This window comes from Sinorhizobium sp. CB7 (assembly GCF_041357635.1).
Taxonomy (GTDB): domain Bacteria; phylum Pseudomonadota; class Alphaproteobacteria; order Rhizobiales; family Rhizobiaceae; genus Rhizobium.
In genome coordinates this window covers 94,100-116,680 of sequence record NZ_JAULLL010000001.1, presented here as the reverse complement: position 1 = coordinate 116,680, position 22,581 = coordinate 94,100, and the positions used below count along the sequence as shown (strand labels likewise).

Sequence of the window (22,581 nt, the reverse complement as noted above, 5' to 3'; positions counted from 1 at the left end):
GGAAATCTTGCGCAACAGTGGCACCCGAGGACGGGCGCACTAGCGTTGCAAACGTGTTCAACGCAAGCTAGCGCCGCTTTGTTCTCTGTCCAGCACAGAACAGGTCCCCGGCCAGCTTTTTTTATAAGCCAGCTACCTGTCGTAAATCGTCGACGGCACCGGGGGCAGCGGCAAGAACCGGCGCTCCTTTCGTCAGCCGGTCACCTTCCGTAGGAAAGGGCTGGTACCAGCCGCCGGCTTCCTTCACGAGGCAATAACCCGCCATGCAATCCCATGCGTGCATATAGGGTTCGTAATAGCCGACCAGCCGCCCAGCCGAGACATAGGCGAGCATCAGCGCACCCGAGCCGTTGCGGATGAAGTTGCCGCCCGCCGAAAGCAGATCTTCGACAATTTTCGCAACGGCAGAAGGCGTGACATAGTTATTGGCGCCGATGCCCGTAACGGCGTTTCGGATATTGCGGGTCGTGTCGAGCTTGAGCGTCTTGCCGTTGAGCGTGGCGCCATGGCCAAGCGCTGCGGAATAAAGCTCCTTGTGGCAGGGTGCGTAGATGACGCCGATCACCGGCATGCCCTCATGCAGGAGGCCGATGGACACGCACCAGTTCGGCATGCCATTCACAAAAGGGCTGGTTCCATCAATTGGGTCGACGACCCAGATGAAGCCCGAGCTTCCTGCTTCCAGGCCATATTCTTCGCCGAGAATGCCGTCGTCGGGATACGCTTCGCGAAGGCGCGCTCGAATGAGATTTTCCACTTCCCGATCGGCGATCGACACAACATCCTGGAGATCGCGCTTTGTTTCGACAATAAGCGTTTCGCGGCGATTGAAGTATTCGAGTGCCAGCGAGCCGGCTTCTTCGGCGATCTCTTCCGTCAGTGCCAGCCGCGCTTTGAGGCCCGGAACGATTGATGTCATGTAATAACTTCCCTTGATGAACGACGTGGCGCTGAGGCGCCGATGATGGCTATACCGCGATCTTTGAAGCCGATCTCCACCTCCATCATAGGCTGAAGTTCCCGTTCAACCGCCGGATCGACGACAAAGAGGGTCCCGCTCTTTGTCTTGACTTCATATTCCACATGGTCGCCGAGATAGGCGGCATGGGTAATCTGACCGTTGAAGGCGCCGCCGTTTCGAGGTGAGAGCGTGATGGCGTTCGGTCGCACCGCGAGCTGTGCTGGGCCGGGGTGAACATTATGACCGTGAATGTGATGCACGAGCCCTTCGACATTGATCGTTGCCTTCTCACCCTCGATGCCGACGATGTCGCACGGGACAACGTTAGCCTCACCCATGAAATCGGCGATGAAGGCAGATGCCGGCTTATCGTAAAGATCGCGCGGTGCGCCTTGCTGGGCGATTTCACCATCTTTCATGACGATGATCTGGTCGGAAACGGCCAGCGCCTCGTCCTGATCGTGCGTCACGTAGACTGCGGTGAAGCCGAGGCGCTGCTGCAACTCGCGAATTTCCGTTCGCACCCGACGGCGCAGGCGCGCATCGAGGTTCGACAGCGGTTCGTCGAGAAGCAGAACCTGCGGCTCGAGAACCAGTGCACGGGCGACGGCCACGCGCTGCTGTTGGCCGCCGGAGAGCTCGGCAGGCAGACGCTGGCCCATGCCGGCGAGGCCGACGAGCTTCAGACCGTCCTCGGCACGCTCGCGGGCCTCCTTACGTTTGAGGCCGGAGGATTCGAGACCGTAGGCAACGTTGTCGAGCGCGGTCATGTGCGGGAAAAGTGCATAGGACTGGAAAACCATCGAGACGTCGCGCTCGTTAGCCGGCAGCATGGTAACGTCCTTGCCGCCTATGAGGATGCGGCCCGCCGAGGGATGTTCGAGGCCCGCCAGCATGCGCAAGGTCGTGGTCTTGCCGCATCCGGAAGGCCCGAGCAAGGTCACGAGTGTTCCGGGTTCGATCGTCAGAGACAGATCGGCAATTGCGGTAAAGGCGCCGAAATTCTTGCGCACATTCTGAAAGACGACAGAACCGGGTTTGTTGACGCTCATGCGGTTTTCTCCTGACCAATGGGCGCTGATTTGGCATCAGGCGCCGCAAGGGCGACACGATTTACGCGCCTTAGACGCCGCTCGCCGACCAGAAGCTGGAAGCCTGCAATGATGGTGATCATCACGACGATCAACGTGGTGGAATAGGCGATCGCCACGCCATATTCACCGTTCTCGACAAGGCCGACGATATAGGATGTCGCCATGTTGTATTGCGCACTGACGAGGAAGACGACGGCGCTGATCGACGTGATTGCGCGCACGAAGGAATAGACGAGGGCGGCCGTTATCGCGGGTCGCAGCAGCGGCAGGATGACTTTACGGATTGTGCGGAAGCTGTCTGCGCGAAGCGTCAGGGACGCTTCGTCAAGGCTTTTGTCGAGTTGGCTCATGGCGGCAATCCCTCCGCGCACGCCGACAGGCATATTGCGAAAGACGAAGCAGGCAACAAGGATCAGCGCCGTGCCGGTCATTTCAAGCGGCGGCAGATTGAAAGCCATGATGTAGCTGATGCCGATGACAGTGCCGGGGATCGCAAAACTCATCATCAGCGCGAATTCGAAGAGATTCCGACCGGCAAACCTCTGTCGGACGATGACATAGGCAGTCAGAAGGCCGACCGCGGCAGTGAGCGGAGCGGAGATCAAGGCGATTTCCATCGTCGTCCAGAACGAATTCCAGGCGACGCCGGTCCACGCCAGCCCACCGTCATCGCGCAAACCAATCGAGAAGGCGCGGGCGTAATGCTCGAATGTCAGCGTATTGTCGAGGCCCCAGGTGCGGACGAACCCGCCAAAGAGGATCATTGCATAGACGACGATCGTAAACATTATCCACGGAATGACGATCGCATGGATGGCGATCGACAGGCCACGCGGCAAGGCGATGTGCGCACCGGAATCGCCCTTGCCGGTGACGGTTGCGTAATTCTTGCCGGACAGCCACAGCCGTTGGGCGAGAAAGGCCGTCAGCGTGAAACAGAGCAGGATCATGGCCAGCACAGCGGCGCGCGTCGGATCGTTCTGCGAACCGACCACGGCAAAGAAGATCTCGGTCGAAAGCACACCATGGCTGCCGCCGAGGACCAGCGGATTGCCGAAATCCGCCATGCTTTCGATGAAACCGATCAGGAAGGCGTTCGCCAGACCCGGTTTCATCAGCGGCAGCGAGACGCGCCAGAAGGTGCGCCAACGGTTGGCGCGCAGTGTTTGCGAGGCTTCCTCCATCGAGGGGCTTACTCCCTCGACGACGCCGATCAGCACGAGAAAGGAAATTGGGGTGAAGGACAGAACCTGGGCGATCCAAATGCCGGTGAGACCATAAAGCCAGCGGCCAGGTTCGACACCGAGCAACGCTGAAATTGCCTGCGTGGCAACGCCGGCGCGGCCGAAGAGCAGGGTCAGGGCAAGGCCGACCACGAAGGGAGGCGTTATGATCGGCAGGATCGTCAACAGCCTCAGCGCTTTCTTGAACGGGAACTGCGTGCGGGTCGCCACGAGTGCGAAAGCAAGACCGAGGACCGTTGAGCCCGTGGCGGTCATGATTGCCAGCCAGAGCGTTCGCCATGCGACGCCGCAGCGTTCTCCGCCCACTACGCAGCCGAGACTCCAGATCGACGAATCCTGAATATTGTTGATGAAGCCATCCGGCTTGAAGGATCCGTCGAAATCCTGGAAAGCGCCAACGAACATGCTGCCGATCGGATAGAAGACAAAGATCGTCACCAGAAAAACCAGCATTGTGATCGCGCTGATCACAAAGGCGTCACCTTTCATGGTGCCGCGTTCTGCAAGGCCGAAGGAAAAGAAGAGCACGAAGATGAGGCCGACAACCACGGCCCCGGCGCCCATCGAAGGCTGGCCGTCGGGAAGAGCGCCGAACAGCGTTTCACTTATGGTCCAGCTCCATCCGGTAAAGCCGATCGCCAGACCCTGGATCCCGAGGAAGAGAATGCCGAGGGCGCCTGTCCAGACAAGAAGGGTTCCGCGTTTCGACGGGTCAGGGAGGAAGCGCGCGATGCCGCCAATCAGAACAAGGAGAACGGCGATCGCGAGCCACCATCGGCCATGCTCGACGATCTGAAAGATCCCGGGCGCTGTGGAGGCGGCACCGGGGAAATCAGACAGCCAGTCAAAGCCGAAGAAGCCGCCTTCTATCCGATACCACGGGAGCAGCATCAGGGCGGCAAATGCAGAGACGAGAGCGACATCCAGCCTGCTATTATTGTTGTTCATTGAATGCGCTCCCGGCTCTGCCGCGCTTCGATGGCCGGCCACTTCTTCGGCAGCCGTCCATGCGCTGCGGCTTGGAACATCAATTTGCCTTCGCGCCGATTTCCTTGTCCCAGCGGCTAAGCAGCGCCTTGCGCTTTTCCGGCTCGCCGTAGGTCTTGAAATCGTAGTCGATCAGCTTGATGTCCTCGAACTTCGGGGACTCCTTCGGCACCTCGGCGGATTTGTTTGACGGAAGCTGGAAGGACTTTGCATCCTTCATATGGGATTGGACGTCCGCCGTCAGAGCCCAGTCATACCATTTCTTGGCGTTGTCGAGATTTTTTGCGCCCTTGATGATCGACATCGAACCGATTTCGTAACCGGTCCCTTCACAGGGTGCGACAGCCTTGATCGGAAAACCTTCGACGGCCGTGGCAACCGCATCGTGCATGAAAACGATGCCGATCGCCGTCTCGCCGCGGCCTGCAGCCTTAACCGGCGCGGAACCGGATTTCGTGTATTGCGAGATATTGGCGTTCAGTTTGCCGAGATAATCGAATGCCTTGTCCTCCCCCATGATCTGAACCAGAGTGGCAAGCGCAGTATAGGCTGTTCCTGATGAATTCGGGTTCGCCATCTGAATTTCGCCCTTATAGGAAGGGTCGAGCAAATCAGCCCAGCATTTCGGCTCTTTCAATCCCTTTTGTTTAAGAATGTCACTATTGTAGCCCCAGCCCAGCGCACCGGCATAGACGCCCACCGTGCGGTAGTTCGCACTCTCCGCCTGGCGCTTTGCCCAATCCTGGAGCTGGTCAAGCATTGGCGACTTATATTCCTGCGTCAGACCTTCCGCCGCCGCCTGCAGGTGCGGGTCACCCGTTCCCGCCCACCATAGGTCCGTCTTGGGGTTGCGCGCCTCGGCCCGGATCTTGGCATAGGTTTCTCCCGACGAAAGCCGAACCATGTTCACCTTGATGTCCGTTTCCTTTTCGAAGCGATCCTTCATCATTTCGCAGATCACGACGTCTGCGGAGCAGATGAGATTGAGATCGCCGGCGGCATGTGCGGCGTAGGCAACAAAGGACACACTCGCTGCAAACACGGCTGCAGCTATTTTGATCGAACGCATATTTTCCTCCTCCTATGACGACGCCTCCACGTCGCCCGCCTTTGCAAGCGTGTGCAAATGCTGCATGAGCCAAGAATAGCTGTCAATTGCTTTCTTCATAAAACTGTCACAATCGGCGGCACGAGTTACCATTGCACACCTTTGCAAATCATGCAAAATGGCAAGGGACTCGTTGGGGGAAGTCGTGTCGTCCAAGATTTTCGTCAGTGCCGACCAGGTCGCAAAAAGAGCGGGCGTGTCGCGCTCCGCCGTTTCGCGCGCCTTCACGCCCGGGGCAAGCGTTTCGGCAGAGACCCGCCGGAAGGTCATGGAAGCAGCAGAGGAACTCGGCTATCACGTCAACCATCTCGCGCGTGGCCTGATGCGCAACGAGAGTGGCATCGTCTGTCTGATCGTCTCGGAGGTGTCGACACCTTATCGCGCGGCGGTACTGCGCGAACTGACACAGCAATTGCAAATGGCTGGCAAGGTGGCAATGTTGGTCAATACCGATCGTTCGGATGGAAGTGTCGACCGCGCCCTTCATCAAGCGATTCGGTATCGGGCGGATGCCTCGATCATACTTTCGGGCCTGCCCGACAAATCCATCACCCAGCTATGCCTCAGAAACGGTCAGCGTCTCGTGTTGATCAACCGCGATGACGACCAACCGGGCCCGCTGCGTATCAATCTCGATGACCACGAAGCCGCAGGACGAGTCGTGACCGCCTTCGTTCGCGCCGGATGCAGGAGGCTCGCTTTTGCAAATTCCGAGGCCGGTACGCCGAGCCTGATGGCGCGGGAGCGAGGATTCGTCGCTGCTGCCAAGGCTCTGGGGCTCGAGGTCGTCGTCGAGCGTCATGGCTGGACGGGATATGCTGCAGGCAGGGTTCTCGCGCAACGCCTGCTGACAAGAGAACAACGGCCGGATGCCGTGTTCTGCGCCAGCGATCTTCTGGCCTGTGGCTTCATGGATACTGCCAGACATCAGTTCTCCGTTGCGATACCAAGCCAGCTCTGCGTTGTAGGTTTTGACGATATCGAGCAGGCGTCGTGGTCTTCCTATGATTTGACGACCTTTTCCCAGCCGGTGGAAGCGATCGCGCGGGAAGCTATCGGCTGGTTAGGAAAAGATGACAGCCAGATGAACGGTCAGTCCATAAGGCTGCACGCGGACCTCGTTTGGCGTGGCTCGGTAAGAGGAGGCTGAAAAAGGAACGCATGTTCGGAATAGGCTTGGGCGGGAACCACAAACAGCGATCGGAGCGGCACCATCAATTCGCATAAAAAGTTGATAGGAAAGAAAGATCGCATATTCCTCGGAGAATTGGCGAAGCGCACCGACGCACTTTTCTTCGGGCCTCATTTTGAGCAATGTGCCGCCCTGTGTTACCGGCACGCCGCCGACGGTGTTCAGGTTCTCATCCTGACATCGCGTGAGAGTGGCAGATGGATCATACCCAAAGGCTGGCCGATGGACGGCAAAAAGCCGCACCAGGTCGCCGCGCAAGAGGCGCTTGAGGAAGCAGGTGTCAGAGGCAAGGCAAAGAAAAAACCTTTCGGGTATTTTACCTATCTCAAGGAATTGGATAGCGGACAGCGCGTGCCCTGTCTGGTACAGGTGCACCTGCTGAAGGTGGAATCGATGGAGGAGGATTTCCCAGAGAAGGATCAACGAACGCTCGAGTGGGTTTCTTGCCTCGAGGCAGCCCTACGTGTGAAGGAGCCGGAATTGAAAGGTCTATTCCTCCTGCTGCGACGCAAGCTCGACGGAGCTCCGCGAAAATAGCCTTTCACAAGGTCAATCCCTTCGGCAGCTTTGCCTCACGCTTATCAACGTTCGATTGTCCCCGTCCTGCGGATTTTCTTCTGGAGGAGCATTACGCCGTAAAGCAAAGCCTCGGCGGTCGGCGGGCAGCCTGGAACATAGATGTCGACGGGAATTATCCGATCACAGCCCCGCACCACCGAATATGAGTAGTGATAATACCCGCCGCCATTGGCACAGGACCCCATGGAGATCACGTAGCGAGGCTCAGGCATCTGATCGTAGACCTTCCGAAGTGCCGGAGCCATCTTGTTGCACAGGGTGCCGGCGACGATCATCAGATCGGACTGACGGGGGCTTGCACGTGGCGCGACGCCGAAGCGTTCCATGTCGTAGCGAGGCATGGAAACCTGCATCATCTCGATTGCGCAGCAAGCGAGACCGAAGGTCATCCACATCAGAGAGCCTGTCCGAGCCCAAGTGATGAGATCGTCGGCGGATGTGACAAGAAACCCGCGATCGGCGAGCTCCGAATTAAAGTGGTCGAAGTTGCGGAATGGCGTGGCGTCGTTGGCGGGGATCGACATGACAGCTCCTTTCGCCAAACGCCCCCAACCAAGTTCGATATCGAATGTTCCATATTTTCTGCGTCGGCGTCGCAACGCCCTTGGAGACCAGTCACGCAGCCTTTGCTATGGCTTTCGTTCATTCATCACCATGGCCTCCGGCAGTGTGCGGACCGCGGCACCGGTCAACATGGCATTGATTTCCTGTGCGCGTCGGAGATGATCGAGGACGACCGGCAAAATGGCCGCGGCCAGACGTTGCATCTCGGCATCTTCGCCGAAGGAAAGCTCCCATGCCAGCAACTGCGCCGCCTTCTGATGGTCAACGATCTGTGCCTTGATGTAGGCGGCATCGAAAGCCTCATCATTCAGCTTGTTCAACCGATCGCGGACCAACTGATGATCCGGATCGAGCTCGCTCGGAAGCGGGATCTTCGCCGCGTCAGCCAGATCCTTTAGTTTGGTGTTGGCATCGGTGTGGTCACGAACCATCATATCGGCGAACTGCTTCACGGCGTCGGCCTTCGCCTTGCCGCCGGCCATCTTGCCCAATTCCACCTCCGCCAGTCCACCGGCAGCAGCGAGCTTAGCGAACAGCCGGTCCTGGTTGTTCGTCTGATGGGGAGCCGGAACGCCCGGCTTGGACATCCTGGTGTCGACACCCATGCCGGCCGGATTGCCGATCTGGGCGGCAGCGGTGCCGCTCAACAGCACAAGTGCGCCGAGTATAACGATAGGATGGCGATACATGGACTTCTCCTTCATCCCTTCACAGCGTCAGCAGATATGCGACGAGATCTTTCTTCTCCTGCTCGCTCAACTTGACCCCAAGGACAAGGTTGAAGAACTCGACGGTGTCGGCGAGCGTCATCAGGCGCCCATCATGCAGATAGGGCGGCGAATCCTTGATGCCGCGCAGCGTGAAGGTCTTGATGAGGCCGTCGGGCAGTGTGACGAAATCGTTGAAGACCTGGCCGATCTTGTAGAAGCGCTCGAGTTTCAGGTCGTGCATGTTGTTGTCCATGAACTCCGTCTGCGGCACGTGACAGTCGGCACAGCGTCCCTTGCCCATGAAGATACGTTCGCCGGACAATTCCTGCTCCGTGGCGAGCGCCGGATCCAGCCGGCCGAACGGATCGAGCTTCGGGGCGGGCGGAAAGTCGATGATGTTCTGCATTTGCGCCATCATTGCCACCTGGTTTGGCCGGTCAGGGAGGTTGACGCCCTTACGCGTCGCGCTGACGTGGTCGCCGTTGAAATAAGCCGTTCGCTGCTCGAATTCGGTGAAATCTTCGACCGACCGCAGCGATCGCTTTGATCCATGAATCTGCTGGTTGAAAAGGCCGCGCAGGCTCGTCGTGTCCAGTCGGAAGCGGTCTGCCTGCGGACGCACATCCGGCGTCAAATGAAAGGCGGCATTGGTGTGGAAATTGGAGTGACAGTCGAGACAGGCGACACCTATGCTTTGATCGGCAACCTTGCGATCTTCGGTCTGATTGAATTCCTCCTGGGGGAACGGCGTCAGAAGCAGGCGCAGACCCTCCATCTGAACCGGGGTGATGATGCCGTTCATGATCTCGTAGAAGTTCTTGATGGTCAGCAATTGGCCCCGGGAAACGTCACCGAGTTCCGGATGCGTCGTCAGGAAGATGGGAGGCGGGAATTCGGGAGTGAGGTTGTCAGGAAGGTCGAAATCAACGTCGAACCGGCGCAGATCGCGCATTTCCTGTGCGTGGATCTCATCGATCTGACGATTTGGAAAGACCTGCCCTCCAGTCGGCTGTTTCACATGCGGCAGCGGTAGGAAACCTTCCGGCAGCAGGTTTCTGTCCCTAATCTGCGCCGGTGTCATCGTTGCAAGTTGGTCCCATGTGGTATCGGCGGGAAGCTTTACCCGGACTCCGTCCTGGACCGGTTTCATGCCTGCAGACATCATGACACCAGGCAAGGGTCTGTCGGACAGGTCATAGCGGCGTTCCAGAAGATTACGCTGCCGTTGCATCACGTCAGGTTTCTGCGCCTCGTCAATCTTCCTTGCTTCGGAAAATGGCATGGTCGGCAATGGCCGGTATGTCGTATCGGGCGGCAACGGATCGGATAAGGCGCCGACCGTCAGAACGCCAACACCGGCAAGTGAGGCACCACAAAACAGGCCAAAAGATTTCCGCATGTCCCTCTCCTCTCCACTTGTGGACCAAGCCGCGACGCCGAACCATGCGTAACGCAGAATGTTCCGAGTTAATTCGCATGGGAGACGACGCTTCTGGGAATGGCCAGTTTCCGATGGCAGCGGTGCTTCATGGAACCTCTCCCTCGACAACAGGCTCGCCGATCGAGTTTGTTGGCTCGCGGAACTTGCAAATCATTCAGCCGTTAGGATCGCGACAGAGATCTGTGACAGGAGCCATGGGAGTGAGGGACCCCAGTGTCAGTTGGTATGAAGAAGCAGTGATCGTCGATGGAAGCCGATGCCGCCATGGGCTCGAGCAGATCCATGTTCACAACGTCGGTCGCAATCAGCATGAGTTCATCACCGCCTTCGGACGGGATGTCCTGCCTTCGCTCAGGCGGAATAGCAAGGAAAGCTAGGAGGCTCATCTGCAGTCGCTGGTATCGAAAGCATGCATGCTTTTTACAATAGTCGTCCTGACGTCATGCTCTGACGAGGGGGATCAGCAGAGGCAACTTTTGCAGCAGACAACCTCCTGGATCGCAAGCGCAGAGATGATCATCCATGCGCGCAGCAGTGGCCAGGTTCCTGAAACGTTCAGCAGCCTTGCTGTCGACCGATGCCGCAACGAAGTGTCTTCGCTCCTCGATCAATTGAAAAATACCACGCTCTCCCCGAGACAGAGGTCGGTGCTCGACCGGTTCGATCCTCTTCTCGCGAAAGCAGCGGAAGCCGCATCGAAAAATGACCGTTCCGAAGCGGAGCGCACGCTGGAAGCGCTCAGGCAAACGAGGGATGAGCTTCTTGCCGCACCGGAGACGCCATGAAGAAGCTTCTCCAGGTTTCTCTCGGGATCGTCACAAGCATTGGCGGCTTTCTGGAAACGGGTCTGATCGCAACCTCAACTCAGGCGGGCGCCGCCTATGGTTTCAGTCTCATCTGGTCCGTCATTCTGGGCACGGTCTGCCTTATTTTTCTCGTGGAAATGTCAGGTCGCTTTGCTATCGCGAGCCACTATACGATTGCCGACGGCATCAGGGACCGGTTCGGCTCCAATCTCTTCCTCCTGACGCTTGTTGTCACCTTCCTGGTGAATCTCATGGTGCTGGCGGCGGAAATAGGGGGCGTGGCATTGGCCCTTCAGTTTCTGACCGGCTGGAGTTTCCAATGGTGGGCGATGCCTGCCGCCATCGCAGTCTGGCTGCTGCTATGGCGCGGCACGTTCGGAATGATCGAGAACGGCATTTCCATCCTCGGATTGCTTGCGCTCTCATTCGTGGTCGCCATGTTCGTCATGGGACCGCCATGGCTCGATATGGCGAAGGGGGCGATCCCATCATTGCCTGAGAAAGACAGTCTCCACTATGCTTTTATCGCGGTCAGCATTCTTGGAGCCGTTATCTCGCCTTATCTTTTTTTCTTCTACTCGTCGGGCGCTATTGAGGAGCAATGGGACAAGTCCTACTTCGGCGCAAACAAAGCGATCGCGACATTTGGCATGACCTTTGGAGCGGTCATTTCGGTTGCCATCATCGCCCTTGCTGCAATGGTTTACCAGCCGCGCGGCATCGAAGATGTGGGAGCCTATGAGCAGATCGCCATGATCCTGACGCCGGCCTTTGGCGGATGGGGAATCTATCTTTTTTCCATTTCGCTTCTGATCACTTGCTTCGGCGCAGCCTTGGAGGTCAGCCTGGCTCAGGCCTACCTCGTCGCCCAAGGTTTTGGCTGGAATTGGTCGGAGAACGCAAGACCGAGAGCCAACCCGGCCTTCAGCCTGGTATACACAATCTCTATTGTCATCGCCCTCTTACCGATCGCCGCCGGCCTTGATCCGTTGCAACTCACGGTGTTCTCGATGGCAATTACCGCCATCTGCCTTCCCTTCGGCGTGGTACCGTTCCTTTTTTTGATGAACGACAGGATTTACGTCGGCGAGCACACGAATGGCTGGATTGGGAACGTCGTCGTTCTCTTCGTCATTGGAATGGCGTTCCTGTTTGCGATCATCACCATACCGCTTCAAATCTGGGGAGGCTGAGATGCAGCTCATACGAGACGTTTTGGACAAGCAACTCGTCGATAAGACCCAAGTCCGCATCGGAAGAGCGGACGGCATCATCCTGCGAGCCGAAGTAGGCCGCCCGCCAAAGGTTGAAGCAATAGAGCTCGGAAGATCAACGTTGATTAGGCGGCTGCTCGTCGGGATGGGTCTGCGCACGCCCGCTCACCATCCAAACCGGGGATATCGGATCTCCTGGTCCAAGGTGACCGACGTGGGCGTCGACGTGACGGTCGATGTCGATCACCGAGAAACACCGCTGGAACAGTGGGAAGAGTGGCTTCGCCGGAACGTCATGCGGCGGATCCCGGGAGGGCTGTCGTGACCGAGCTCTATCTCCAGGAGCTACTTGGCACGAATGTGCTGGGGCAGAACGGCGAAGTGATCGGCCGAATCGAGGAAGTCGTTGCGCAAGCGGATGGCGACGATCTCGTCGTCGTTGAATATCATGTCGGAACCTTCGCCCTCCTTGAGCGATTCACCTCGTCCTCGTTCGCGCGTGCGGTCCTGCGGGCGGTCGGAGGCCGTTCGGGCGAGGGCCTCGCCGTCCGCTGGGACCAGCTCGACCTCTCCGACCCATCGTCGCCGAAGTTGCTTTGCGACCCGAGTGATCTGCGGCCACCTCGCCCCGAGAGGAAAGAGGCATTTTGAACGGTCATCGCTATCGCATGCGAGGTCATCCGTTGCGCCGTAGCGGTTCAGCGCCGAGAGGCGGGCACAGCAACCAAAAGCAGCAGCCTTATGCCGAGCGCCAGCATAATGCTGCCTGCAACACGCTGCTGCCAGACCAAGAAGGATTTGTTGCGTGACAGAAAGCCGCTGAAGGTTCCTGAGGTCAGAGCCACCGCGCCAAGGATCAGCAGTCCCGTCAATTTCATGGTGCATCCAAGGATGAAAAATTGCAGCGCAGGCGATCCGACAGACGGCTGGACGAACTGCGGAAGAACCGCAAGCATAAAGGAAAGAACTGCGGGATTTGTCAGGTTGCAGATCATACCGTGCTTGAAGGGGCCGACAAGCGATCCCGATCTGGCATGGCTCTGCGCAGTGCCGCTACGCGTTTCACCATCGGCAAATAGGAAACGCATTCCGACATAGATCAAATAAACTGCTCCGATTGCTTGCATGGCCTTATAGAGCAGCGGCGAGGAAACGACGACCGTGGCAAGGCCCGCCGCAAGCAGAGGTATCTGGATAACACCCGCCGCGACGCATCCGCAAGCTGTCGAAAGCGCAGCGGGCCTGCCCTGGCTGATGCCGCGGCTGATGACGAGCATCATGTCCGGACCTATACCGGAGAGTTGGTAGGCAAGTACGGCGCCTAGAAATGCGATGTAGGTGGTCGGATCGGGCATTCTTCTGAAACTGCGCAATCACACTGAAGTTCCCGAACTGGCTGTCTCAATTCGTCTTCGCGTCTCGGGCTGGCGTACGGTTCGTAAATCGGGCGTTACCGAATCCAGTTCCGATTGTAACGATTCCCCAATGTGTGAGGTCCTGCATGAACGGAACCTGGGACAGGCCCTGCACGACGCCGTCATTGTGCATCAAAACCAGCGTGTCGTGTTTACCGATCTTGGGAATTGCTTCGATGAGTTCATCTGGCACATTGAACCCTTCGCTCTCCCAATTACCAGGGAGGTTCTGGCCACCCCGCGCGATCGACCCGTCCGCTTCGATGATTCCCGGACACGCCACGCCAATGATCGGCGCCAAAGTGAAGTCATGCTTTTCGGTGCTCTTGATCAGTTTGATCAGCATTCCCACCAATTTCTCGATCGCGGCTTTGCGACTCTTGCACTCTTGGTCGTGATGCCACTGGCAGGATTTCCAAATACGGGCTTTCGATAGATCTGAGCTATCGGAGAGCCTGGTTTCGACGACACCTGCTCGAATATTCGAGCCGCCGATATCCACTGCGAGGATACCGTCGTACCCGTCGAGCATCCAAGAATGCATCAGATGCGCGGAACCGAGCAACCCTGCTTCGTCGGGATCGTGGGCGATGGGTACCAAATCAATCGCCAGTCCGTCGCTCTTCAATTGAACCATGGCGCGCGCGATCGCCAACTCGCAGAAGGTGCTCTCTATAAGACCTCCTCCTACAGCGATGCGCTGCGTGTCCGCCCAGCAGTCATCTTCGAGAAATCGTTGCAGCACAAACGCAATTTCCGCAGCAAAGTCCTCAACCGCCCCCAAGACCAAGGCAGCGGCTTCCTTGTCCTTGCCGTCCAGCAAGGCGTCAATCTCCTTCTTCGTCAGGTCCTCCGTCGCAATTTCGCCAAGCGGATCCTCGCCCCCCTTGCGAACGCGTTGACGCCAATCTTCGAGTTTCTGGCGGAAAGCATCCGTTCGGGCGCGATCGCCGATGAACCCGTTCCTGTCGCGGATTTCGATGTTGTAACAGTCCACTTTGACGGACGGCAGGTTCGCTGCGCCATGGTTGATCTGGGGACTGGTGGTTCGCTTCGCCATATCGGCTTACCCACGTTTCAAGGCCCTTCCTCAACATTTTCAGCGCGTAAACGTTCCCTCCTGTTGCCGATGCTTCACGTTGATAGCGCAGCTCCCGCCAGTTCCGCAGCTGAGACCGCCCTGTCGCTGTCTGACTGATGAGGGTGTGGTCCGATCGCTATTTGTTCGTCCTTCCCCTTTGTCTCGGATCGACACCGCCCTGCGGGGTCGTATCGTTTGCTACATCGCCCTCGACCGTGCTTTCGCCCTGCAGCAGCTCGTCATCCGATGGCTCCACGGTCCCTTTCGAACGGCCGATGCCCGGATCATCGGTCAGGTCGCGATCGCTCGGCTTTGTCGTCTTGCGGTGCTTGGCTGAAGTCATGATCAACTCCTTCGGCTCGTGTTATCGGTCCGCTCTCCTACCCGACATCTTCAGGTGGACCTTCATTCGCGATCCATTGGAAATGCTAACTTTCACCGGCTGGGATAGTTCCGCCCGCCTCGCTCAATCTACCCGTCGAAGGAACCTTGAAGTCCCCGTTTAGTTTGGGGGAGCGACAGCGTCGCAGCTCCAATCAATCCCGAGGAGATTTTTCATGGCTAACACCGTTGGCGATTTCATCGTCTCGCGCCTCTGTGAATGGGGTGTAAGGCAGATGTTCGGATATCCCGGCGACGGTATCAACGGCGTCTTCGGAGCCCTTAACCGAGCGAGCGACAGGATGAAATTCATCCAGGCTCGGCATGAGGAAATGGCAGCCTTCATGGCTTCGGCCTATGCGAAATTCTCGGGCGACCTCGGTGTCTGCATCGCGACCTCTGGTCCCGGCGCATCCCATCTCGTCACCGGGCTTTACGATGCCCGGCTCGATCATCAGCCGGTTCTGGCAATCGTCGGCCAGCAGGCGCGTCGCGCGCTTGGCGGACATTACCAGCAGGAGCTCGATCTTGCCGCGTTGTTCAAGGACGTTGCTGGCGACTTCGTCCATCAGGCTTCGGCGCCAGCTCAAGTCCGGCATCTTGTGGACCGGGCTGTTCGTATTGCGCTTGCCAACAGGACTGTGACGGCGATCATCCTGCCGAATGATCTGCAGGAGATGAATTACGCGGAGCCCGATCGCAAGCACGGTACGGTGCATTCCGGCATCGGCTACCGCGCTCCGAGAACGGTTCCACACACCGATGACCTGAAGGCCGCAGCGGAGATCCTGAATGCAGGCAAAAAGATTGCCATCCTGGTCGGCGCCGGCGCGCTCCATGCCACCGACGAAGTCATCGCCGTTGCCGATCGCCTCCAGGCCGGCGCGGCAAAGGCCTTGCTCGGCAAGGCCGCCCTTCCCGACGAACTGCCTTGGGTAACCGGCTCCATCGGTCTTCTCGGCACCGGCCCCTCCTGGGAACTCATGCGGGACTGCGACACGCTTCTGATGATCGGTTCCGGTTTTCCCTACTCGGAATTCCTGCCGGAGGAAGGCCAGGCTCGCGGCGTTCAGATCGACATGAGGCCCGACATGCTTTCGCTGCGCTATCCGATGGATGTCAATCTCGTTGGCGATGCCGCCGAGACTTTACGGGTGTTGCTGCCGCTGCTGAAAGGCAATGAGGACAACTCATGGCGCAAGACGGTCGAGGCGAATGTGGGCGAATGGTGGAAGACGCTCGAAGCGCGCGCGCTGGCGGAAGCAAATCCCGTCAACCCACAACGAGTCGTTTGGGAACTGTCTCCGCGGCTGCCGGAGAGAGTGGTGGTGACCAGCGATTCCGGCACCTGTGCAAACTGGTATGCCCGTGATCTGAAGATGAGACGCGGCATGATGGGCTCGCTGTCGGGTGGCCTCGCTTCAATGGGTGCGGCGGTCCCCTATGCGATCGCGGCAAAGTTTGCGCATCCGGACCGGCCGGTGATTGGCCTCGTCGGCGACGGCGCCATGCAGATGAACAATATGGCGGAGTTGATCACTGTCACCAAATATTGGCGGCAATGGGCGGACCACCGGTTCGTCATCTGCGTGTTCAACAACGAGGACCTCGCCCAGGTGACCTGGGAGCAGCGTGTGATGGAGGGTGATCCCAAGTTCGACGCCTCTCAGCGCATTCCGGACGTCCCCTATCATCGCTTTGCAGAATTGATCGGGCTGAAGGGCATTTATGTCGACCGTCCGGACGGACTTGCAGGCGCATGGGATGAAGCACTGAGTTCGGATCGACCGGTCTTGCTGGAAGTCAAAACGGATCCGGAGGTACCGCCGCTGCCGCCGCACATTACGTTCGAGCAGATGCGCAACATATCGTCCGCTCTGCTCAAAGGAGATCCCCATGAAAGCGGTGTGATCGGCGGTACGGTACGCCAGCTCGTAAGCGCGCTGATGCCATCGAAGAAGTGACGCGATGAAAACAAGGCGGTTGAAACAGGCAGAGCCGAATTCGGTTCCCATGTTAATGCAAGGAGTATCGGAATGCGAACTTATCGACGGTATGAGAAAGGAAAAGCCGATGTCGGCTCGATCGTCATCAGGTTCTATCACTCCGGCGATCAGATCCGGGGTTTCATCCGGAAGGTAACGGAATCCGATCAGGACGACACCGTGTTCCCAAGCGAGGAACTACAGGTCGACGATGCCTTTCTCATGGCTGAAAACAAACATACGGAGGCGCCAGATAACCCCATCTTCGTCGAACTCACGGAAGGCGTGCGCTGGGATCCTGCCTGGGGCAGATTGATCTAATGCATGTCGCGCAAAAGTGCGCAGCGCTTTTGCGACAACGACATGCATGAAAACAATAGTTTAAAGCCTCATATCCTCTTCGCTCTCCATTTCGGTCCATGCGATTGCCGGAAGCGTTCGAGGATCGCGGGAACCATGGGGAACAAACTGATGCTTTCCGGGTTCGCCTCATGTTGGCAAGAATACGGATGCCTGAGCCAACAGAGAGTTTTCTGGGAACACGCTTAAAAGCGGAGCAGCCGAAGCGCCAGGCTGATCGAGGTCAGTGGCAACCGCAGATTTCAGCGACGCGTCGCTTGGCAAGGACTCCTAACCGCCAACTTTTTCCGCAATGACAAGGCGAGCGCCGCCCGATTTGCACTTTGCTTGGCGAAATCGCTCCGGCATCGAGCGGGTTTAAGAGGAGGTATGACGATGAGTACGACGAGTCTCGACGTGTTCGATAAGACGCTGCAAATCACAAATCAGTGGCTGAACGAAATCATGGCCGACCATGGCCCCGACCGCAAATTGGCATGGGATATCCTATGTTCGGTCTTGCGGACCTTGCGTGACAGGCTACCGCCTGATCTCGGAGCCCACCTCGGAGCAGAGCTACCACTCCTCGTGCGCGGCGCCTATTACGACCAATACCGTCCCTCCCAGCTACCACACAAGCAGCGTTCACTCGATGAGTTCCTCGGCAATATTGCGGAAGGACTGAAATCAGTTCGTCCGGTGAATTCGACCGAGGCCGCGAAATCCGTGTTCCGGGTTCTGGCTCGGCATGTCGACCTCGGCCAATCGGCAAAAGTCCGCGACGCACTTCCCAAAGAGATTCAAGTGCTGTGGCCCGAGAGTGTCGGAGTTAAAGGGCCGGCATAGGCGACGGAGGCAAAGTGACGCGCCAACCAAGAGCTGGAACATTCGGCCGCCAACATAGTTCAACCCTGCGAAGGATAGCAGCGGCCCGTCCCGAATGGGCGAGCTCACTCCGAACAGCCTGATTGCCGCGCGACCGACTTACTATCCTAACTGCCGGATGAGCGTGGTCGGTGTCGGTCACAGCCCGGCAAACACCCAAGAAACAGGAGGAAGATCCAATGGCGCGTGCTGGAAAGAAACACATGGGTGCAGGTGCACAGGGAAAGGGCGATGCGAGCGGGGCCCGATCCACATTGGACCGTGAACTGGTCGAAGAGAACAAGGTGCTGTCAAATCGGGATAAGGCGCAGCATACGAAGGAGCGCGGGCTCGACTCCAAAAACGTGCAGACGGAGCAGTATCACGACCACGCAGCCAACAAGTCCCGCGATTAGCTAGCCTGCTCTGCATGGCCCACGAAGTTTTCAAGCATGCAGAGCCGCGAGCAATACTCGCCGATCAGCGCCGATGCCTCATCAGTCAGCACGCGGCCGAAGTTGGCGTTACGTGCTTTCGGCGGTCTTTCTCGCCTGCTCCGTTTCGACGAACAGACAGGATCGGAAAAGGGCATTCGGTACGACCGCCAAACCGCTTCACGCGGGCATCGCCGCGCGCAATGCCGTGGATGCGGCGGTTGGTATGACTATTTTCCGTCCGTGTTTCCGGATTGTTTTGTGGCTGCCTTTAGGACGCCTTCCTGCAGATCCGCCTCGTCGGCAAGAACGGCAGCGGCCTCGTCCAGCAAGACGTCCTTTGCCTTCTTTCGGGCATCCTCGATGGCAATATCAGCACTCAGGCTGCGCTCGTCTGCCTCCAGGCCATCATCTCCACCAGGATCTTCGCCATCGCTTCCTTGCGCTAGAGACTTCAGTCGATTTTCTCGAGCAGTCGCTTCCCTGCGACGTTCGGCTTCATTGAGGGAAATAACCCCTTTCTCGCGCTGCGCCTTCAGGTCGGCAATGCTGTCTAACAGGCGCTGGAAGTCCGGATTGTTCCCAACCCGCGCATCATGGCGGCTTTGCAATGTCGGCAGCAACGTCGTGACAGTGTCGGCGGCGGCGTAATTCGCGGGCTTGATCTGCGCCCACGGTAGGGCATTGTCATAACTGGTCTCGCCGAAGCTCGTCGGATCGGAAAGTCCAGGCAGACTGATATCAGGCGTCACGCCGCGCAGCTGCGTCGTACCACCGTTGACCCGGAAAAACTGCGCAATCGTCACTTTCAGCTCCCCGAATTCCGATTTGCTGCTGTGGACCATCTGATCAAGATCGACGACGGTCTGAACAGTACCTTTCCCGAAGCTTGGTTCGCCGATAATTACGCCTCGACCGTAATCCTGGATTGCCGCGGCAAAAATTTCCGAAGCCGAGGCCGACCCGCGATTGATCAGTACACCCATCGGGCCTGTCCAGACAGGCGCTGCAAAATCCGAGCTTCTGACTTCTACCTTGCCGTCGCTGCCGCGTTGCTGAACGACCGGGCCTTTGCCGATGAACAGACCGGTCAAATCAATCGCCTCGTCCAATGAACCGCCGCCATTGTTGCGCACGTCAATGAGAACGCCGTCCACCTTTTCTTGCTTCAGTTCGCGCAGAAGCTTGGCGACATCGCGGCTTGCGCTTCTGTAGTCGCTGTCTCCTTTGTGCCGGGCCTCAAAATCCTCATAGAATGCCGGCAGGGTAATCACCCCGATTTTACGCGTGGCATCGCCCACGCTCACGGACAGCACAGCCTTCCTGGCGGCCTGCTTTTCGAGACTGATTTTATCGCGCACCAGGCTGACAACGCGATGCGTGCCATCTGCTCCGGCATCCGCCGGCAGGACGTCCAAGCGCACGACGGAGCCTTTTTTTCCTCGTATCATCTGCACGACTTCATCAAGGCGCGTGCCCACCACCTCTTTTATCGCCCCATCCTTGCCTTGACCAACGCCGATAATGCGGTCTCCGACCGAGAGCTTGCCGGACAACTGCGCTGGCCCGCCAGGTACGAGCTCACGGATCGTCGTGTAGTCGTCGCGTTCCTGCAGTACCGCACCGATACCAAACAACGAAAGCTTCATCGAGATATTGAAGTTGGCTGAAGCGCTCGCGCCGAAATAGTCCGTGTGCGGGTCGATCGACGTTGCATAGGCGTCCATGAACGATTGGAAAACGTCGTCGCTTTTATATTTGTAAACGCGCTCGAGAGCATTTTCATACCGTTTGTCGAGCGTTTCGCGGATAGCTGCCTCGGGTTTACCGCCCAGCTTCAAGCGCAACCAGTCGCTTTTCACGCGCTTGCGCCAAAGCTCATTGCTCTCGGTTTCCGACTGCGGCCAAGGCTCTTTATCGCGCAGCATGGAATAATTTTCCTGCGCACCGAAATCGAAGCCCTGCTTGAGTAAGCTGCGCGCGTAGTTCATGCGGTCGACGACGCGCTGTTCATACACGTTGAAGATCGCAAACGGGATCTTCAGGTCCCCCCGTTCGATGGCGTCGTCGATCTCGCTGCGGTCAGACATGATCCTGTCGATGTCCGCTTGAAGGAAGAGCACACGGTCTGGATCAAGTGATTTAATGAACCGATCCATGATTCCCGCCGACAAGGCGTCGTCCAGTGGGATGGGCTTGTAGCTGTAACGCGTGAGAATTTGTGTACTCAACTGAGCGGCTTGCGCCTGTTGCTTTAGCGGCGCCAGAACAGGCGCTGACGCGACTTCAGCATATGCGGACTGTACGATTGCAAGAAATGCACCCAGAAAAACGTATAGTATCCGCATTCAGCGTTGATCCAATTCATATGCCTGTTGTCGGTGTGCGATCTAGGTGAAGCAATTATGGTTTTTTGGCAAGCAGGTGCACGCCAATTCTTCCCGTCCTCATTGGCGACAATGAAAGCGCGTAAGTCGCCAGCCTCGAATAGCCTGGGACTGAGCCTATCGCAAGAAGTCCGTGCTTGAAGCAAATCTCGCGGTGCCAATGGAGAAAATGAGGATGTGGCCGATCGAACGGTCGTGCTCGCCACCCACATTTTTAAGCAGACGGTTCGCAGCGTAGGTTCTGGTGCGCGGCTCATGACCAGCAACCAACAAGTCCCGCGATCAGCAGCTAACCAGCCCTCATCGGCTCCGCCCACGAGCCAGTGATGCATATCCACGTACAATTGCGCGGCGCTCTTCAATCGGTAAGACTTTCTCAATATCGTCGAAACCGTCGGGCGCACGGTCCTCGACCATGTCGATGACTCCTTCGGGTCCACCAAGGCGGTTGGCGAGAACGATTTCCGATGTGGCCGGCCGCCGCTCGGCATCATATCGGGAGAGTGCAGCCTCAATGCCGTCTCCTCTCTGCAGCTCCCGCGCCAGACATCTTGAGTCGAGAATGGCCTGGCTCGCGCCGTTCGAGCCGACCGGATACATGGGATGAGCCGCATCCCCCAAAAGAGTGACCCGCCCGAACGACCAGCGGGGCAGAGGATCGCGATCGCAGTTCGGGTATTCGTAGAAATTCTCAGTCGCCATGATGATCGCGGACGGATCGACGAAATCGAGGCGGAAACTGTCGGAAACAAAGGGCAGCGCTTCTTCCGGAATGCCGGAAAGGGTCCAGTTTTCGCGGCGTTTCGGCGGGGTGCCCACGTCGCCAACTTTGGCCATCACCGCCCAATTGGTTAGCCGCTTTTCGGGCTCCGCCGGATCGGCTTTAATCGGATAGTAGACGAATTTCGCGAAATTACCGCCGGCGATCGTCATTGTTCGCCCATCGCGCCAGGTCGGCCACCATGTCGCACCGCGCCAGAGCATGATCCCACTCCAGATCGGGCGCCCCTCTGAAGGATAAAGCTGCGTTCGAATCGTGGAATGGATGCCGTCGGCGGCGATGAGGAGATCGCCGTGAACTGCGTCGCGCGATCCGTCCGTTCTACAGAAATGAACCACGACTCCGTCCTCAGATTGTTCGAAGCCCTCTACCCTGCAACCGGTCCTGATGCTTTCAGGTCCAAAACGAGCGACAACCGCTTTGTGAATGACACCGAGCAGCCTGCCGCGGTGAATGCTGATCTGCGGGGCGTCGTGGCCGGCCTCCAAACCTCGCAATTCCTGCCAAATGACCTGGCCGAAGCGGTTCGTATAGATCAGTTCCCGGGTGCGTATCCCTGCCGCATCCAGGTCATCGAGGAGCCCGAGCTCCGTCAGCACGATCACGGCATGTGGCAGCATGTTGATGCCGACGCCCAGTTCGCGAACCTCGTCGGAACGTTCGAAGATGTCAACGTCTATCCCAGCTTTATGAAGGCAGAGCGCAGCTGTGAGGCCGCCGATGCCGGCACCCGCGATGAGAGCTTTCATAGTGGTTTCCTCTCTCCCTTTTGCGAGACGAGTCACCCGGAAGGAATGGTCGTAGGAGCGGGGATGTCGCCCAGCGTCTGGTCGTTTTCAGATTATCCGACTATCCGGCTTTTAAGCGGGCATTGGGACGATCTATCGTCCGCTGATGCGCACGCGGTTCCTTCTTTCGCCCCAAGCTCGAGACCATCCCGCTGGGACCCTTCCCATGCTACTTGCCTTCCGTACAACCGTCGGATCGATCAATCGGTAGCTCTTATCCATGGCA

Annotated in this window: 23 protein-coding genes; 11 read left to right on the top strand and 12 right to left on the bottom strand. The window is 58.0% G+C overall.

Annotated elements, in window-relative coordinates; all coding sequences use genetic code 11:
* Positions 1 to 121: 121 nt before the first annotated feature.
* From AAE029_RS00630 to AAE029_RS00615, 4 genes are all read right to left on the bottom strand, one after another.
* Positions 122 to 919, bottom strand: a complete 798-nt coding sequence (locus AAE029_RS00630) for an inositol monophosphatase family protein (protein ID WP_371070848.1) — start codon at positions 917 to 919, stop codon at positions 122 to 124.
* Positions 916 to 2,013 (bottom strand): ABC transporter ATP-binding protein, encoded by a 1,098-nt coding sequence (locus AAE029_RS00625; RefSeq protein WP_371070847.1) that lies wholly within the window; start codon positions 2,011 to 2,013, stop codon positions 916 to 918. The genes AAE029_RS00630 and AAE029_RS00625 overlap by 4 nt, the downstream gene beginning before the upstream one ends.
* A complete protein-coding gene (locus tag AAE029_RS00620) occupies positions 2,010 to 4,247 on the bottom strand; it encodes an ABC transporter permease (protein WP_371070846.1) in 2,238 nt (745 codons plus the stop codon). Before AAE029_RS00620 ends, AAE029_RS00625 begins: the two co-directional genes overlap by 4 nt.
* Positions 4,248 to 4,326: 79 nt before the next feature.
* Complete coding sequence (locus AAE029_RS00615; protein ID WP_371070845.1) at positions 4,327 to 5,355, bottom strand: ABC transporter substrate-binding protein; 1,029 nt, start codon at positions 5,353 to 5,355, stop codon at positions 4,327 to 4,329.
* A gap of 184 nt (positions 5,356 to 5,539) precedes the next feature.
* Here AAE029_RS00615 and AAE029_RS00610 point away from each other — a divergent pair, with 184 nt between their 5' ends.
* Entirely contained in the window at positions 5,540 to 6,544 is a 1,005-nt protein-coding gene (locus AAE029_RS00610; RefSeq protein WP_371070844.1) for a substrate-binding domain-containing protein, read from the top strand.
* A 117-nt stretch (positions 6,545 to 6,661) separates the two neighbouring features.
* Positions 6,662 to 7,123, top strand: a complete 462-nt coding sequence (locus tag AAE029_RS00605) for an NUDIX hydrolase (protein WP_371070843.1) — start codon at positions 6,662 to 6,664, stop codon at positions 7,121 to 7,123.
* Between the two features lie 44 nt (positions 7,124 to 7,167).
* On the opposite strand, the gene AAE029_RS00600 is transcribed toward AAE029_RS00605, so the two are convergent.
* From AAE029_RS00600 to AAE029_RS00590, 3 genes are all read right to left on the bottom strand, one after another.
* On the bottom strand, positions 7,168 to 7,689 hold the full coding sequence (locus AAE029_RS00600; RefSeq protein ID WP_371070842.1) for an NADH-quinone oxidoreductase subunit B family protein: 522 nt from the start codon (positions 7,687 to 7,689) through the stop codon (positions 7,168 to 7,170).
* 105 nt (positions 7,690 to 7,794) lie between these two features.
* A complete protein-coding gene (locus AAE029_RS00595) occupies positions 7,795 to 8,418 on the bottom strand; it encodes a DUF4142 domain-containing protein (RefSeq protein WP_371070841.1) in 624 nt (207 codons plus the stop codon).
* 19 nt (positions 8,419 to 8,437) lie between these two features.
* The gene (locus tag AAE029_RS00590; RefSeq protein ID WP_371070840.1) at positions 8,438 to 9,838 is read right to left on the bottom strand and encodes a cytochrome B6; all 1,401 of its coding nucleotides are present in this window, start codon (positions 9,836 to 9,838) and stop codon (positions 8,438 to 8,440) included.
* A 242-nt stretch (positions 9,839 to 10,080) separates the two neighbouring features.
* Between AAE029_RS00590 and AAE029_RS00585 the strand changes: the two genes are divergently transcribed.
* The 5 genes from AAE029_RS00585 to AAE029_RS00565 are packed head-to-tail and all read left to right on the top strand — an operon-like array spanning position 10,081 to position 12,551.
* Positions 10,081 to 10,257, top strand: coding sequence for a hypothetical protein (locus AAE029_RS00585; protein ID WP_371070839.1), 177 nt, complete (start codon positions 10,081 to 10,083; stop codon positions 10,255 to 10,257).
* Between the two features lie 36 nt (positions 10,258 to 10,293).
* Positions 10,294 to 10,665, top strand: a complete 372-nt coding sequence (locus tag AAE029_RS00580; RefSeq protein WP_371070838.1) for a hypothetical protein — start codon at positions 10,294 to 10,296, stop codon at positions 10,663 to 10,665.
* Positions 10,662 to 11,879, top strand: coding sequence for an Nramp family divalent metal transporter (locus AAE029_RS00575; RefSeq protein ID WP_371070837.1), 1,218 nt, complete (start codon positions 10,662 to 10,664; stop codon positions 11,877 to 11,879). The genes AAE029_RS00580 and AAE029_RS00575 overlap by 4 nt, the downstream gene beginning before the upstream one ends.
* Before the next feature lies 1 nt (position 11,880).
* On the top strand, positions 11,881 to 12,225 hold the full coding sequence (locus AAE029_RS00570; protein WP_371070836.1) for a hypothetical protein: 345 nt from the start codon (positions 11,881 to 11,883) through the stop codon (positions 12,223 to 12,225).
* A complete protein-coding gene (locus tag AAE029_RS00565) occupies positions 12,222 to 12,551 on the top strand; it encodes a PRC-barrel domain-containing protein (protein WP_371070835.1) in 330 nt (109 codons plus the stop codon). Before AAE029_RS00570 ends, AAE029_RS00565 begins: the two co-directional genes overlap by 4 nt.
* Before the next feature lie 47 nt (positions 12,552 to 12,598).
* Here the strand turns inward: AAE029_RS00565 and AAE029_RS00560 are convergent, their stop codons facing one another.
* From AAE029_RS00560 to AAE029_RS00550, 3 genes are all read right to left on the bottom strand, one after another.
* On the bottom strand, positions 12,599 to 13,255 hold the full coding sequence (locus AAE029_RS00560) for a LysE family translocator (protein ID WP_371070834.1): 657 nt from the start codon (positions 13,253 to 13,255) through the stop codon (positions 12,599 to 12,601).
* Between the two features lie 46 nt (positions 13,256 to 13,301).
* Positions 13,302 to 14,375, bottom strand: a complete 1,074-nt coding sequence (locus tag AAE029_RS00555) for an ROK family protein (RefSeq protein WP_371070833.1) — start codon at positions 14,373 to 14,375, stop codon at positions 13,302 to 13,304.
* A gap of 157 nt (positions 14,376 to 14,532) precedes the next feature.
* Positions 14,533 to 14,739, bottom strand: a complete 207-nt coding sequence (locus tag AAE029_RS00550; RefSeq protein ID WP_371070832.1) for a hypothetical protein — start codon at positions 14,737 to 14,739, stop codon at positions 14,533 to 14,535.
* Positions 14,740 to 14,953: 214 nt separating this feature from the next.
* On the opposite strand from AAE029_RS00550, the gene AAE029_RS00545 reads away from it, so the two are divergent.
* The 4 genes from AAE029_RS00545 to AAE029_RS00530 all read left to right on the top strand — a co-directional run bounded on the left by AAE029_RS00545 (position 14,954) and on the right by AAE029_RS00530 (position 18,381).
* A complete protein-coding gene (locus tag AAE029_RS00545; protein WP_371070831.1) occupies positions 14,954 to 16,741 on the top strand; it encodes a thiamine pyrophosphate-requiring protein in 1,788 nt (595 codons plus the stop codon).
* A gap of 72 nt (positions 16,742 to 16,813) precedes the next feature.
* Positions 16,814 to 17,083, top strand: coding sequence for a hypothetical protein (locus AAE029_RS00540; RefSeq protein ID WP_371070830.1), 270 nt, complete (start codon positions 16,814 to 16,816; stop codon positions 17,081 to 17,083).
* A 414-nt stretch (positions 17,084 to 17,497) separates the two neighbouring features.
* A complete protein-coding gene (locus tag AAE029_RS00535) occupies positions 17,498 to 17,947 on the top strand; it encodes a DUF2267 domain-containing protein (RefSeq protein WP_371070829.1) in 450 nt (149 codons plus the stop codon).
* Between the two features lie 218 nt (positions 17,948 to 18,165).
* Positions 18,166 to 18,381, top strand: coding sequence for a hypothetical protein (locus tag AAE029_RS00530; protein WP_371070828.1), 216 nt, complete (start codon positions 18,166 to 18,168; stop codon positions 18,379 to 18,381).
* A 248-nt stretch (positions 18,382 to 18,629) separates the two neighbouring features.
* Here the strand turns inward: AAE029_RS00530 and AAE029_RS00525 are convergent, their stop codons facing one another.
* Positions 18,630 to 20,747, bottom strand: a complete 2,118-nt coding sequence (locus AAE029_RS00525) for a carboxy terminal-processing peptidase (RefSeq protein ID WP_371070827.1) — start codon at positions 20,745 to 20,747, stop codon at positions 18,630 to 18,632.
* Positions 20,748 to 21,086: 339 nt separating this feature from the next.
* Positions 21,087 to 22,316: a flavin-dependent oxidoreductase gene (locus AAE029_RS00520; protein WP_371070826.1), complete on the bottom strand. Its 1,230-nt coding sequence runs from the start codon at positions 22,314 to 22,316 to the stop codon at positions 21,087 to 21,089.
* Positions 22,317 to 22,581 lie beyond the last annotated feature (265 nt).

Excerpts from the sequence above, each read along its gene's own strand:
- AAE029_RS00540 (WP_371070830.1), top strand. The coding sequence starts at position 16,814 with ATGCGAACTTATCGACGGTATGAGAAAGGAAAAGCCGATGTCGGCTCG.
- AAE029_RS00525 (WP_371070827.1), bottom strand. The coding sequence starts at position 20,747 with ATGCGGATACTATACGTTTTTCTGGGTGCATTTCTTGCAATCGTACAG.
- AAE029_RS00625 (WP_371070847.1), bottom strand. The coding sequence starts at position 2,013 with ATGAGCGTCAACAAACCCGGTTCTGTCGTCTTTCAGAATGTGCGCAAG.
- AAE029_RS00620 (WP_371070846.1), bottom strand. The coding sequence starts at position 4,247 with ATGAACAACAATAATAGCAGGCTGGATGTCGCTCTCGTCTCTGCATTT.
- AAE029_RS00555 (WP_371070833.1), bottom strand. The coding sequence starts at position 14,375 with ATGGCGAAGCGAACCACCAGTCCCCAGATCAACCATGGCGCAGCGAAC.
- AAE029_RS00550 (WP_371070832.1), bottom strand. The coding sequence starts at position 14,739 with ATGACTTCAGCCAAGCACCGCAAGACGACAAAGCCGAGCGATCGCGAC.
- AAE029_RS00560 (WP_371070834.1), bottom strand. The coding sequence starts at position 13,255 with ATGCCCGATCCGACCACCTACATCGCATTTCTAGGCGCCGTACTTGCC.
- AAE029_RS00590 (WP_371070840.1), bottom strand. The coding sequence starts at position 9,838 with ATGCGGAAATCTTTTGGCCTGTTTTGTGGTGCCTCACTTGCCGGTGTT.
- AAE029_RS00600 (WP_371070842.1), bottom strand. The coding sequence starts at position 7,689 with ATGTCGATCCCCGCCAACGACGCCACGCCATTCCGCAACTTCGACCAC.
- AAE029_RS00595 (WP_371070841.1), bottom strand. The coding sequence starts at position 8,418 with ATGTATCGCCATCCTATCGTTATACTCGGCGCACTTGTGCTGTTGAGC.
- AAE029_RS00615 (WP_371070845.1), bottom strand. The coding sequence starts at position 5,355 with ATGCGTTCGATCAAAATAGCTGCAGCCGTGTTTGCAGCGAGTGTGTCC.
- AAE029_RS00530 (WP_371070828.1), top strand. The coding sequence starts at position 18,166 with ATGGCGCGTGCTGGAAAGAAACACATGGGTGCAGGTGCACAGGGAAAG.
- AAE029_RS00570 (WP_371070836.1), top strand. The coding sequence starts at position 11,881 with ATGCAGCTCATACGAGACGTTTTGGACAAGCAACTCGTCGATAAGACC.
- AAE029_RS00575 (WP_371070837.1), top strand. The coding sequence starts at position 10,662 with ATGAAGAAGCTTCTCCAGGTTTCTCTCGGGATCGTCACAAGCATTGGC.
- AAE029_RS00545 (WP_371070831.1), top strand. The coding sequence starts at position 14,954 with ATGGCTAACACCGTTGGCGATTTCATCGTCTCGCGCCTCTGTGAATGG.
- AAE029_RS00535 (WP_371070829.1), top strand. The coding sequence starts at position 17,498 with ATGAGTACGACGAGTCTCGACGTGTTCGATAAGACGCTGCAAATCACA.
- AAE029_RS00520 (WP_371070826.1), bottom strand. The coding sequence starts at position 22,316 with ATGAAAGCTCTCATCGCGGGTGCCGGCATCGGCGGCCTCACAGCTGCG.
- AAE029_RS00630 (WP_371070848.1), bottom strand. The coding sequence starts at position 919 with ATGACATCAATCGTTCCGGGCCTCAAAGCGCGGCTGGCACTGACGGAA.
- AAE029_RS00580 (WP_371070838.1), top strand. The coding sequence starts at position 10,294 with ATGCTTTTTACAATAGTCGTCCTGACGTCATGCTCTGACGAGGGGGAT.